Source organism: Pseudochrobactrum sp. AO18b (assembly GCF_000409565.1).
Lineage (GTDB): Bacteria > Pseudomonadota > Alphaproteobacteria > Rhizobiales > Rhizobiaceae > Pseudochrobactrum > Pseudochrobactrum saccharolyticum.
On record NZ_ANNO01000063.1, the window covers coordinates 1 to 13,579 of the forward strand.

The 13,579-nt window shown below is 53.6% G+C and carries 11 protein-coding genes; 3 read left to right on the forward strand and 8 right to left on the reverse strand.

All coding sequences use genetic code 11. From position 1 onward, the window contains the following. Nucleotides 1–29: 29 nt before the first annotated feature. From A918_RS0103005 to A918_RS0103040, 8 genes are all read right to left on the reverse strand, one after another. Nucleotides 30–2,426, reverse strand: a complete 2,397-nt coding sequence (locus tag A918_RS0103005) for an aldehyde dehydrogenase family protein (RefSeq protein WP_022709621.1) — start codon at nucleotides 2,424–2,426, stop codon at nucleotides 30–32. Nucleotides 2,427–2,438: 12 nt separating this feature from the next. Beyond that, the gene (deoC, locus tag A918_RS0103010) at nucleotides 2,439–3,398 is read right to left on the reverse strand and encodes a deoxyribose-phosphate aldolase (RefSeq protein ID WP_022709622.1); all 960 of its coding nucleotides are present in this window, start codon (nucleotides 3,396–3,398) and stop codon (nucleotides 2,439–2,441) included. 280 nt (nucleotides 3,399–3,678) lie between these two features. Continuing rightward, on the reverse strand, nucleotides 3,679–4,605 hold the full coding sequence (gene rbsK / locus A918_RS0103015) for a ribokinase (RefSeq protein WP_022709623.1): 927 nt from the start codon (nucleotides 4,603–4,605) through the stop codon (nucleotides 3,679–3,681). A 73-nt stretch (nucleotides 4,606–4,678) separates the two neighbouring features. Then, nucleotides 4,679–5,761, reverse strand: a complete 1,083-nt coding sequence (locus A918_RS0103020; RefSeq protein WP_022709624.1) for an aldose 1-epimerase family protein — start codon at nucleotides 5,759–5,761, stop codon at nucleotides 4,679–4,681. A gap of 4 nt (nucleotides 5,762–5,765) precedes the next feature. Beyond that, on the reverse strand, nucleotides 5,766–6,773 hold the full coding sequence (locus A918_RS0103025) for an ABC transporter permease (protein ID WP_028233306.1): 1,008 nt from the start codon (nucleotides 6,771–6,773) through the stop codon (nucleotides 5,766–5,768). Between the two features lie 17 nt (nucleotides 6,774–6,790). Next, on the reverse strand, nucleotides 6,791–7,768 hold the full coding sequence (locus A918_RS0103030; protein WP_022709626.1) for an ABC transporter permease: 978 nt from the start codon (nucleotides 7,766–7,768) through the stop codon (nucleotides 6,791–6,793). A 10-nt stretch (nucleotides 7,769–7,778) separates the two neighbouring features. After that, nucleotides 7,779–9,296, reverse strand: coding sequence for a sugar ABC transporter ATP-binding protein (locus A918_RS0103035; protein WP_022709627.1), 1,518 nt, complete (start codon nucleotides 9,294–9,296; stop codon nucleotides 7,779–7,781). A gap of 199 nt (nucleotides 9,297–9,495) precedes the next feature. Continuing rightward, nucleotides 9,496–10,542 (reverse strand): autoinducer 2 ABC transporter substrate-binding protein, encoded by a 1,047-nt coding sequence (locus A918_RS0103040; protein WP_022709628.1) that lies wholly within the window; start codon nucleotides 10,540–10,542, stop codon nucleotides 9,496–9,498. A gap of 253 nt (nucleotides 10,543–10,795) precedes the next feature. On the opposite strand from A918_RS0103040, the gene A918_RS0103045 reads away from it, so the two are divergent. From A918_RS0103045 to A918_RS19260, 3 genes are all read left to right on the forward strand, one after another. After that, a complete protein-coding gene (locus A918_RS0103045) occupies nucleotides 10,796–11,548 on the forward strand; it encodes a DeoR/GlpR family DNA-binding transcription regulator (protein WP_022709629.1) in 753 nt (250 codons plus the stop codon). Between the two features lie 98 nt (nucleotides 11,549–11,646). Further along, nucleotides 11,647–12,777: an HPP family protein gene (locus A918_RS0103050; RefSeq protein ID WP_022709630.1), complete on the forward strand. Its 1,131-nt coding sequence runs from the start codon at nucleotides 11,647–11,649 to the stop codon at nucleotides 12,775–12,777. Nucleotides 12,778–12,927: 150 nt separating this feature from the next. After that, nucleotides 12,928–13,579, forward strand: a 652-nt coding sequence (locus A918_RS19260; protein ID WP_022709631.1) for a siderophore-interacting protein, incomplete at its 3' end; no start/stop codon positions are given.

Sequence of the window (13,579 nt, forward strand, 5' to 3'; positions counted from 1 at the left end):
GGCGGGGCTTTTTTACGCTGTAATCTGAATTATGCGCCGTATGGCACCCAGATGTTTTTCACCTGCACTGCACGGCGCAGATAATCACGTCCCTGACCCTGTGCTGTATCCAGCCAGTTACGCTGACGGCCATTGCTTACCCATGTGGCTTTGAGATTGCCGGTCGAGGCTTTCTCAACCATGGCACTGCCTGCCTGCGAGCCGACATACCAGAGCGCGGATACGGCATCATGCTCAGCCAGAGTTTTTGCCAGCACATCGCGTTCACCGGTGATGAGATTGACCACACCGGCCGGTACGTCTGATGTATCCAGCACCTGATAGAAAGCACCGGCAATCAGCGGATGACGGCCGGACGGCACAACGACGGTCCGGTTGCCCATAGCAATGGCTGGCAGGATCAGTGAGACCATTGAGAGCAATGGTAATTCATCAGGACAGACAATACCGGTCACGCCCCACGGCTCATTCATGGCCAGTGTAACATGACGCGATTTGGTGGAGTGAACGGCTCCGTCAAACTTGTCTGCCTGTGCGGCATAATAGAAAATACGACGGATTGAAGCGTCGAATTCCTCTTCTGCCTTTTTCTCGGAAACACCTGTGCTGGTGGTGAGTAATTCAATGAATTCAGCACGGCGCTGTTCGAGATTTTCGCCTAAGTAATACAGTACCTGTGCACGGTTATGGGTGGTTGCACCGCCCCAAGATCCGGCTTTTGCTGCGGCTTCCACGGCATTGCGGATATCTTTGCGGCTGCTGAGGGGTGCTTCACCGATGACAACATTGCCTTTGCCGTAAACCGCATAGCTTGCACCACCGTCAGGGCGTGCCTGCTTGCCGCCGACATAGTTTTTCATGGTACGGTCGATGGAACCGGCAGCCACTTTTTCACCGGCTACAGGCAGTGCGGAGAAAGATGGTGCATCGGTTTCTTTAACGAGCGGCAGAGCTTTTTCCCAGTCGCTGACCAGATATTCATAAAGCCCTTCGCGCGCGCCTTCACGGCCGAAACCGCTTTCGCGATAACCGCCGAAACCGGCACCGGCATCAAGCATATTGGTGCAGTTAATCCAGACAACACCGGCTTTAACAGAGGCTGCAATATCCAGAGCGGTATTGATATTTTCCGACCAGATGGAAGCGGCCAGTCCGTAAGAGGTGTTATTGGCCAGAGCAATTGCTTCCGCCGGTGTGCGGAAGGTTGTTGCCGCTGCAATCGGGCCGAAGATTTCAACCTGACAAACAGTGGAAGCCTGATCTACCTCCGTGAAGAAGCCCGGCGCGATGAAATTGCCTTTGGCTGGCAGGGCATTCGCGGTCTGCCACAGCGCACCGCCTTCTTCCACACCTTTGGCGATCAGTGCGGATATGCGCTTCACCTGCAATGGGGAGACGATTGCACCGACATCGGTCGATTTATCCAGCGGATCGCCGACGCGGATTGTTTCAAGACGCTTGCGCAACTTGCTATAGAAACGCTCGGCAATGCCTTCCTGTACCAGCAGGCGGGAACCTGCACAGCACACTTCACCCTGATTGAACCAGATTGCATCAACAACACCTTCAACAGCGCTGTCGAGATCGGCATCTTCAAACACGATGAACGGTGACTTGCCGCCGAGTTCCAGCGACAGTTTTTTACCGGAACCGGCAATCTGTTCGCGGATGACACGGCCGACATTGGTCGAGCCGGTAAAGGCAACCTTGTTGACATCCTCATGGCCGCAGATCAGCGCACCGGTTTCGCCGTCGCCCTGTACGATATTGACCACACCGGCAGGCAGACCGACTTCATGGCAGATTTCTGCAAAGACGATCGCTGTCAGCGGTGTCAGATCGGCAGGCTTCAGCACAACCGTATTACCGGCAGCCAGAGCAGGGGCGATTTTCCATGCCAGCATCAGGAGAGGGAAGTTCCATGGAATGACCTGACCGCAAACGCCGACAGGGGAAAAACCACGGAACTCATCTTCCACCATCTCAGCCCAACCGGCGTGATGATAGAAATGACGGACAGCCAGCGGCACATCACTATCGCGGCTTTCGCGGATCGGTTTGCCGTTATCCATGCTTTCCAGCACGGAGAAGAAACGCTCACGCTTCTGCAGGTGACGGGCAATCGCGTAGAGATATTTGGCGCGCTCATGACCGGAGAGTTTCGACCATTTGCCGAACGCGGCGCGCGCGGCTTTGACAGCCGTATCAACATCTTCTGCTGTGCCCTTGGCAATGCCTGCCAGGCGCTGCTCCGTTGCCGGATTGATAACATCAATAATCTGCGCATTGCCTGCATCGGTAAAGCGGCCATTGATGAAGTGACCAAATGGTGCGGAATGATTTTTCAGCCATGCAACAACATCGCCATTGGCTTCGGGAGACGGACCATATTCCATTGTGTTCAGAATATCCTTGATCTGTGCCATAGTCGTAATTCCTTATGCCGCAGCGTGACGGGAGAGGTCGGCATAACGGCCGGTCACATAATGTTCGAGCTGGCGTTCAATATCGCCGAGCAATGAGGAAGCGCCGATGCGGAACAGATCCGGCTGCAGCCAGTCATGACCCAGCTCTTCCTTCATCATCGACAGCCAGACAAGAGCTTCCTTGGCGGTACGCAGGCCACCGGCAGGCTTGAAGCCGATGATCTGGCCTGTGAGTTCGCCGTAATCGCGCAGTGCACGCACCATGGTCAGGCTGACCGGCAGGGTTGCGTTGACTTCTTCTTTACCGGTTGAGGTTTTGATGAAGTCGGAACCGGCCTGCATTGCAACCATAGATGCCTTATAGACATTGGTTAGCGTTTGCAGGTCGCCGGTGGCCAGAATGGCTTTCATATGGGCTTCACCGCAGGCTTCGCGCATCGCAGCCATTTCATCATACAGTGCCTGCCAGTTCTGGGTCAGAACATGCTCGCGGGTGATGACGATATCGATTTCTTTCGCGCCTTCTTCAACCGCATAACGGATTTCAGCCAGACGCAGCGGCAGCGGAATAAGACCGGCAGGGAAGCCGGTGGCGACGGAAGCAACGGGGATATTTGTGCCTTCCAGCGCTTTAACCGCATGGGGAACCATTGTCGGATAGACGCAGACCGCACCGGTGGTGATATTGGCATCAGCGAGGCCAAGACCTTCCAGAATATCCGCGCGGATCGGGTTTTTGGCTTTGGCGCAAAGGCGGCGCACACGACCGGCAGTGTCATCACCGGCCAGTGTTGTCAGGTCAATGCACTGGATGGCGCGTACCAGCCAGGCAGCCTGATATTCCTTTTTCACCGAACGGCGGGCGGGAATGGTCGCGGCACGGCGCTCAAGTGCCGAGCGGTTGACGTTGATATCGTCAAACCATTCGGTTTTCAGCGGGGTTCCGGTGTTACGTGCATGAGAAGTGCTCATCGTATATCCGTAAAATTGGGGTGCAATCAGAGGCCTGTTCTGGGTGGAAGCAAGCTGCCCTGACAGGTTTCCGGCTACGGGGGTAAAACCGGAAAGCTGTCAGTTCCGGTGATTGCACCGGTTAAATCAACGCGCTGTTCTGCCTGTTATCAGGCGTTTGGCGCAGCATATTTAGGAGCACTTTCCAGCAAAAGTGGGAACCGGTTTTGCGTTCGGAAATGCGTTAGGCAAATAGATAGAGCGGTTCCAATGGTTCAATATTGGCTGAAACCGCTCTGGTTCAGCTATGGCTTTTGCAGAACTCTGCAAACTCTTCGAGAGATGCATAGGATTTCTGCGTGCCTGTCTTGGTAATGCTGTCGGCGGCATAGAGACTGGCGCTTTTCAGAGCCTCCGCCACATTGCCGTGTTCGGCATAGAACCGTGCGAAAGAGCCGATAAAGGCATCGCCTGCGCCGGTTGTATCTTTCGGAGTGACTTTGACCGGTGCGATATTGACTACATCATCTGCTGTCACCAGACGTGCGCCACGACCGCCGAGGGTTACGATGACAGTGCGGATACCTTTGGCAATCAGCGAGCGGGCAGCGGCAATGGTTTCATCATCCGTCGAGGTTGGCATGCCGGAAAGCAGCGCCAGCTCGGTCTCGTTCGGTACGAGGAATGACACTTGGCGGATACGTTCAGGATCAAGATCAGCCGCAGCCGGTGCCGGATTGAGAATGGTTTCAATCCCATTGGCCGCTGCAAAGGCGATGGTGTGATAGACGGTCTCGACCGGTACTTCCATCTGCATCAGGATCAGGCCGCATTGTTTCAGATCTTCGGCAGCGTCATCCACATCCTGTGGCAGCAGCTCGGCATTGGCACCCTTAACGATGAGAATGGAATTTTCACCGCTTTTATCGACAAAAATCGGGGCAACGCCACTGGATTTACCTTTGATAACGCCGACATGCTTGGTGTCGATACCGGCTTTTTTCAGGTTGAAAATAGTGTTGTCGCCGAAAATATCATCACCGACTTTGGTTACCATCATCACATCGGCACCAAGACGTGCCGCAGCAAATGCCTGATTGGCACCTTTGCCGCCGCAACCCATTTCAAACAAAGGCGCTTCCAGCGTTTCGCCCAAGACCGGCATACGATCCATATAGGTAACCAGATCGACCATATTGGAACCGACAACAGCGATTTTTTTCGACATCAGAACTACTCTATCTCTTTGTTTCCGCACTTAATCTTATTCGGAACACCATCAGCTGTTCCGGATCAGTGCCTTAAAGCGCAGTGATCATCTGCTCAAATTCATCAGCTTCCGCAGGTGCCAGATAGCCGAGGCGTACAGGGAAAGTCGCGCGTTCACCCGGAGCCAGCAGGCGCACATTGCCTTTGGCTTTTTCTGCCAGATAGCCTTCCGGTTCGCAGGTGGAAGGCAGGGCAAAAGCTGCAACCTGCGCATCGCCATTGACCAGAACCCAACGCACGCATTTCGGGAAATTTGCCGCCGGATAGGAGATGGCAAAAGCCTCACCCTGTTCCAGCTTCATCATCTGATGAATGGTGCCGTTTTCATCCTGTTTCAGATTGCGCAGATAGAAAACCTGCTCAGGATCATAGCGGTCAGGATCGTCCAGCACTTCCATGACGGACGGGTCTTTGGCCAGCTCGTCAATCAGCGCCAGATAGTCAGGATTTGGTGTCACATGGGCAGGCACGGCAGTGCGCACTTTAGTATCTTCCGGCGAGAAGGATGTCGGCTGAATGATACGGGCATCTTCGTCATAGGCGAAGTTGACATGGCACATATACATCAGTTCCATCGGGGCATAAGAGAGGTTCTCCACGTCCATTTCGATGTCGAATAATGTGTCATCCGCATAAAGGCGCACGGACGGGCGTGCCAGATAATGCGCACCAAAGCCCATCACATATTCATATTCGCCTGTCACTTCGACATAGGCGCCCTGTTCATCCTCACCAAAGATGAGACCTGCAACATCCATATTGGCACAAGGCATTTCGCCATGCGCGGCATGGGTATCCTGTGCTGATGGCACACCGTTGCGCAGCAGGCCGGAATGGAAGGCAAAGCAGCCATAGGTCTCGGCAATGGTTTTGGCAGGGCGAGGCATGGCAAAGCTGTTGCCCATGGTCAGGTCAACGCCGTCAAATTCCGCACCCCAGACCATCTGCCCCATATAGGGCAGAACGATCAGATGGCCGCGCTGATTTTCAATCATCAGCGCTTCAACGCCGGTGGCGTAGCGGAATGCAGTAACGGTCAGACCATCCGATGAAGCAATTTCATGCGGCTTGTCGGTGAAATCCTGACGGCGAAGATGAACGGAAATATCCTGCATGGCTTTACCTGTCTGAATTGCGGAATGCATTGATTGCAATCACCAGAATGAGGAATGCACCCCAGATGAAATCAATCAGATGATTGGAGAAACGCAGCATCTGGAAACCCGATGACAGCAGCATCAGCGCCACAAGCGCGATACCCACACCCAGCACACGCCCTTTACCGCCAGCCGGATTGGTGCCGCCGAGCACGGCAATCAGCACGGCCTGCAGCAGATAGGATGCACCGTAATCGGATTTTGCAGCATTGGTACGGCCGGACAGGATGATACCGGCCAGCGAGGCGAGCATACCTGTGAGCATATAGGAATAGAGGATCATGCGGTCTTTTTTCAGACCTGCAAAGACCGCAGCTTTCGGATTGGTGCCGATCAGCATCAGATTGAGGCCGAGGGTGGTGCGGCTGAGCAGCAGCGCAATCAGACCGGACACAGCAACAAAGATGATGAAAGGGGTGGCAATACCGAAGATTTTGCCATTGCCGATCATGTTCCATGCATCAGGAAAGCCGACAATCGCAGGGCCGCCGGTGAGTACCAGTGCCAGTCCCATAAATACCTGACCGGTGCCGAGCGTGGCGAGAATTGGCGTGATGCGCAATTTAGCGATCAATATCCCGTTGACCAGCCCTGCCACCAGTCCCACCAGCAAGGCAAGCAGCACACCGATCACCGTATAGAACAGCATATTGCTGTCGGAATTTTGAGCGGCCTGCACCATGGTGGAGTGAAAATAGACACCGGCGAGAATGCCGGAGAGATTGGCAATGCCGACAACGGACAGGTCAATGCCGCCGGTCAGCATGGCGATCATCATGGCAATCGACAGAATGCCGAGTTCCGGCATGATGTAGCTGATCGATTCAAAATTGTAATAGCGCAGGAATTTATCCGGATTGAGCCAGCTCATGGCAGCAAAAACCAGCACGGTGATAATCACCAGCTGCAGGATATTGCGATCCATATTTGCAGGGCTCAGGAAACGGCGCGTATCAATATCTTTTTTCATATCTTTATCCCCGCCGCTCACACCAGATTTTTCCGGTCACGCCATGCGGTAATTGCCGTGGCGATGATGATGATGAGACCAACGACAACTTTCTGCCATGTGGTGTCGACTTTCATGATGATCAGCGAGTTCTTGACCATAACCAGCATGAAAACGCCGAGCAAAGTACCAAGCACCGAGCCGCGTCCGCCGAAGATCGACGCGCCGCCGAGCACAACCGCTGCAATCACTTCCAGCTCAAGGCCGGTAAAGTCACGCGGATTGGCAAGCCAGATCATCGAGGAATGCAGCAGACCTGCAAAACCGGCCAGCGCACCGGCCACACAATAGACCACGAAAATGGTTTTGGCAGTGCTGAAGCCAACGCGTTTTGCCGCCTCAGGCGAGCCGCCATAGGCATAGATTGAGCGGCCGATCATGGTATATTTCAGCATCAGATGAATGAGCAGCGCGATGCCTAAGTAAACCAGCACCATCGCCGTGAGGCCGAAATTCGTACCGGTGGCCGAGGTCATGGAAACGACGTCGGTCTTGCCGAATTCGATCAGTTCTTTCGGCATCTTGTTGATGTTGACGATACTGGTACCGACCAGACCAAGAACCAGACCACGGACAATAGAGCCGGTGCCAAGCGTCACGATCAGCGGGATCATGCGGAACTTGTAAATAATCGCCGCGTTGAAAGCGCCGAGCGCCAGACCGATCAGCGTTGCCGCGATAAACGGAATGACCACACCGTCATAGCCGATGGCGACCATGGCTTTAACAGTCAGATACATAGCCGCAATCGCGAAAGCAGTGAAAGACACGTCAATCCCGCCGGAGATCATCACCAGCAATACGCCGAGCGCCATAATACCGATCACGACATTGGAGCGCAGCAGGCCGAACATATTGTCCAGCGACCAGAAGGCCGGATTGATAAAGCCGATAGTAATCATGGCCAGCAGCAGAACGCAGGCGATGATAAATTCTGTTGTTTGATAGAACTTCATGACCGGTTCCTCAGTTCAGTGTCTTCAGCCGGTCATTGACGGCATCTTCAGTCATGGTGCTGCCGGACAATTCATCCACCAGCTTGCCCCGATGCATCACGACAACACGATTACAATTCTGCACCAGCTCCGGCACATCATCGGAGATCATCAGAACAGCAAGGCCGTTATCCTTGGCGAGCTTGCGGATAATCGCATGAATCTGCGCCTTGGAGCCCACATCCACACCAACCGTCGGGCCGTTGAGGATCAGCACTTTTGCACCGGTCAAAAGCCAGCGGGCAAGCACCACGCGCTGCGCGTTACCGCCGGACAGATGGTTGACCGGTGTATGCGGACCCGGTGCTGCAATCTGCATGGCGTCGAACATTTCTTTCGTGACCTGATCGACTTTTTTGCGGTTGATGAAGAGGCCGCTCACCATCTTATCCAGCGAGGTCACAATAATATTGCGCTCAATCGACTGGGTGAGGAACAGACCTTCCGTGAGGCGGTCTTCCGGCACATAGGCAATACCGAGATCAATAGCCTGACGCACTGATTTCGGATGAATGGTTTTGCCGTTCAGCTGCATTTTTCCGGTGCATTGCGGCAGCATACCAAACAGCGACAAAGCGAGCTCTGTACGACCGGAGCCGATCAGGCCGGAAATTCCGACAATCTCACCGGCATGGAGCGACAGGTTTACCCCGTCGAGCAGCACATTGCCGGTCGCTGAATCTTTGGCTTTCAGGTCTTCAACCTGAAGCACTGGCTGTGTGCTCTGTTCTTGTGCCTGCCAGACATAGCTGTCCGGTTTCAGATCCAAACCGGTCATCGCACGGGTAATTGCCGGTTCGTCGAACTCACTGATCGGGCCTTCTGCGACCTTCTTACCATTACGGAATACGGTGAGGCGCTCGCTGATTTCCAGCATTTCGCGCATTTTGTGGCTGACAAACAGCACGGCAATGCCCTGTGCCTGAATATCGCGCACGATCTTGAAGAGTGCATCCACCTCATGGCGGGTCAGTGCTGTCGTCGGCTCATCCATGATGATGAGGCGCGCATCGGCCATGACCGCACGGGCAATGGCAACAATCTGTTTGCCCGAGGTTGGCAGACTGTCGACTTTTGCATCGAGATTAATTTTTACATCAAGGCGGTCGAGCGCCTTCTGTGCCAGTTCGCGAACCTGTTTCCAGTTGATGGTTTTACGGCCTTCAATCAGGAAAGTGTTCAGCGCCAGATTTTCGGCAACAGTCAGATTTCCGAACAGGGAAAAGTCCTGATAAATCACCTGAACGCCGTGATGAACGGATTTGACAGGATTGAGCTTGCCGGCAGGTTTGCCGTCAAACAGGATTTCGCCGTCCTGCGGTGTGTAAACACCGGACATCACTTTGATGATTGTGGATTTTCCGGAGCCGTTTTCACCGGCAAGGCAATGGATTTCACCGCGGCGGATGGTCAGCGACACATCATCAAGGGCTTTAACACCCCCGAAGCGCATGCCGATATCGCGCAGTTCTATCAGATTTTCAGTCATATTATTCCTGCCTGTGACAGAACGGATGTGTTCCCGCAGAGCTGGAGCATTTCACAGTCAACCCGGATCAATTCGGATATCTGTGATATGCGGCCATTAAAGAAACCAGAGCGATATCCATAATTGAATCTGGACGTAACCTGCTCCGGTAAAAACAGAGGCGGCAACAAGCCTGTTACCGCCTCCGGCTCTTTACAGATTAGAAGTCGTATTCAGCCATGTTGTCTTTGGTTACGCCAACCCAGCCTGCACCATAGAGCAGATGCGGCTGTGCAGCATCCGGAGCGAGCAGAGAATTGTAACCGGCAAGGCCGAGGTCAAGACCGGCTGTGATCTGGTCGTTTTTCTTTTCCAGAGCAGCAACAGCCAGCATGTTCATGGCATAACCGGCAACAGCAGGATCCCAGAACTGGATATACTGGATATCGTCATTCTTCAGATATTCACCGGCAACCGATGGCAGACCTGTACCTGCGAAGAAGACTTTACCCTTCAGGCCGCCTTCAGCGATCAGACGACCGGCACCGGCAGACGTCGGCATCGGCGCACCCAGAATACCGGTAATGTCCGGATAGGTGGTCATTGCTTCTTTCAGCTTGGTGTAGTCGGTATTGGCATCGTCATAGGTTTCCAGACGCTCGGTTGCCTGCGACATTTCAGGGAAATTGGCTTTCTGATATTCCACAGCACCGTCAATCCAGTCCATCTGGGACTTGGAGGTGAGGCTGCCGACAGTGGCAACATATTTGCCCTTGCCGCCCATATATTCGCCGAGCTGTTTCATCAGATTAGCGCCGTAAGCCTTGTTGTCGAAGGCTTCGATGTCATAATCGACGTTTTTAATGTTGGATGCTTCGTGGGAGATAACCACGATGCCGCGTTCGCGGGCTTTTTTCAGAACCGGCTCAACCGCTTCAACCGAGAACGGTACGATGGTGATAGCGTCAACGCCCTGTGCGATCAGATTTTCAACGATCTGCACCTGAGCGGCCGCATCAGCCTGACTTGGGCCAACCATCCATACGTCATGGCCGGTTTCATCTTTAAACTGAGCCACACCGTCACGCATACGGTCGAACCATGCAATACCATCGACCTTAACAACGGTCGCAATGGTATATTTCTTGTCATTGGCTGTAGTGATGAGGTCTTTATTGACCTTGGATGTGTCGATTACACCTTCCGCGAAAGCGGATGGCATAGCGATGGACATTGCAACTGCAACAGAAGCGAGAAGTTTTTTCACGCGATCCTCCCTGAGAAACCCTACCTGTTAAACATCCTGTTATCCGATAATTCCCGTCACCCTCCGGCCAGTATCCTGGATTGGGAAAATTATCTGACAATAAGACGGATATTATATTGTTAGTATCCGATCATTATGTTTGGATCGTTTCACTAAATAATTTAATGTGTCAAGTCTGCAAAGACTGCCGCTTCACGCAACGCACTATTTTTTGTAGGTGGGAGAGTAAAATGATTCAAAAAGGGGGAGAATCTTGAGCAGAACCAGCCGCAGGGACGAGCGTCTCACAGAACTCGCAGCATTGATGGAAAAACAAGGTGTGATGCGTTTGCGGGATGCGGCAGCGCAGCTCGGTGTTTCTGAAATGACCATCCGCCGTGATATGGCGCAGCGGGATCTCAACGGCGGGGATCTGGCGCGCTCGGATAGTGATGTGCTCAAGGGGCTGAATTGCCTTGGCGGATATATTTTCTCTGCGCAGGATAATAATGGTCACAGCGATTACAGTCTTGACCACGAAAGTGATTGTCATGCGGGTGCCAAGGCGCAGGCTTGCGCGGAAGCTGCCGCGATGATTGAAGAACATGACACGATTTTCATCGATTGCGGTACCACTACACCGCATCTGGCGCGTCTGGTGCCAGAGAATAAGTCTGTTACGGTTGTGTGCTATTCGCTCAATGTTGCGGAAATCCTGTCATCTCGTGAGGATGTACGCCTGATTGTGCTGGGCGGCCTGTTCCACCGTTCCGCTGCCTCTTTCTCCGGTGAGGAGGGGATTGAGACATTGAAGAAGATTATCATCAATAAGGCCTTTATCTCGGCGGGCGGTGTGCATGATGAACATGGCGTGACCTGTTCGCATTTCCATGAAATTCCGGTCAAACAGATGGCAATTGCCCGCGCGATGGACTCTTATCTGGTGGTGGATGGCAGCAAATTCGGCAAAGTGCGCTCGGCACCATTTGCGCAAATTATGCAATTCCGCAGGATTTTCAGCCATTAAAGCGGAGATTCTTAGTCAGTTATCTCTGGTTTGTCTGTTTATTAGGGTCTATGACTGCTAATCACGTTCAGCCCGAAATGTGATAGTGGTTTTCTCAAATGTCCTCGCCTGAAAAAAACGGCAGCCGTCTGAAACGCACGGCAGACCGTCTTTTTGCGCCCTTGCTGGCCGGTGCAACTTTTCGTTCCCGCCTGATTGCCAGTCTTGGTATTCTGCTCTGTGTTGTTGTGACCGGCATGGTCAGCGCATGGCTCTATGACCACACCACGCATTATGTATTTCTGATCGCACCGGTCGGTGCCTCGGCTGTTTTGCTCTTCATCGTTCCGACCAGTCCGATGGCGCAGCCATGGGCAATTATCGGCGGGAACACGATTTCAGCCCTGATCGGCGTTATTGTCTATCAGTTGGTGAAAGAGCCGTTTCTGGCGGCCGGTCTGGCGGTTTCTTTATCTGTACTTGCCATGTCGCTGGCACGTGCCATGCATCCGCCCGGCGGAGCGATTGCGCTTACTGCCGTCATCGGCGGTCATACGGTGACCGAGGCGGGCTTCTTGTTTCCGTTTACGCCGGTGGCGCTGGATTCTGCGATTGTGGTGCTGTTCGGCATTGTTTTTCACAGGCTGCTGAGACGCCCTTATCCGCACACAATACCGGTTATTAATCCGCACCAGACGCAGGATACGCCGACACAAATGCGCGGCGGCCCGACCTCCGCTGATATTGATGCTGCGTTGTCTGAAATGCAGGAGAGTTTCGATATCAGCCGTGAAGATCTGGAAGTTTTGCTGCGGCAAATCGAGATGCAGTCTGTCATGCGTAACAATGCTGCGGGTAAAGCGGGGCCCGATTGCGCGTCGATCATGTCGCGCCACGTTGTGTCCGTCAAAGCGGATGATACGGATGATTATGCGCGTTCATTATTGCTCCGGCATAATATCCGCTCGCTGCCGGTGGTTGATGATCGCAATGTGTTGCTTGGCACCGTGGGCTTGCGTGAATTGCTGAAAGGCAAGGGTGCTGTTGCAACGCTGATGACCAGTCCGCCTGTGGCTCAGCCGCAGGACACGGCTCTGAGTCTTTTGCCGGTGCTTACCAATGGCCGTTCTCATGCGGTGATTATTGTAGATCAAGACCGCCATGTGCAGGGACTAATTTCGCAAACCGACCTGCTTGCAGCCCTCGCGCGACTGGTGCAGCCGGATATGCCGGTGAAAAGCTCCGGATAAGATAATACAAAGTTGATTTCTTTTATCCACTTATCTATAGCATAAGGCAAAGCGATGAGGCATCGTCAGAAATGATGTTTGCCTGCCGTGTAGCGAGTTTTGTACGCCCGATGGGGCGCACGGCGCTCTGAATGCCTATAGGGAGTGAATATGCAAATGACACCGGATCAGACGACACCAGTACAGACATCGCCGGCAGGCCGTCCGCAACTGCGTCAGTGGGAGCTGACTGTAACCGCTGTGGCGGATGCTCCGGCCAATATGCGCCGTGTCACTTTTACCGCACCGGATATTGCAGAATTCACCTATCGTGCAGGACAGGCCATTGTGATGATGCTGCCGACCGGCGATGGCGAATTTGGCCGCCGTGACTATACAATCCGCAGTCTTGATAAAGAAAAAGGCCTGCTGGATGTGGATTTCTTCATGCATGGTGACGGCACACATCTGACACCCGGACCGGCATTTGCCCGTGATGCCAAGATCGGCGACAAGATCAGTGTACGTGGTCCGCGCGGTGGCGCATCTTTCCGTGAGGATGCTGACTGGCATCTGATTACCGGTGATGAATGCTGCATTCCGGCGATTTTCCATATTCTTGAAACCATGCCTGCAAAGGCGCAGATGCATGTTCTGATCGAGGTGGACAGTGTGGCCTCGCAGATCGCGCTGAATGATGTCCGCGAAGGATTGTCAGCGACACAGATCACATGGCTGCATCGCGGTGATCAGAAAGCCGGTCCGAGCGATCTGATGGCAGAGGCGGTTGCCGGCTTCATGCTGCCGCATGGCCGTGGCCATG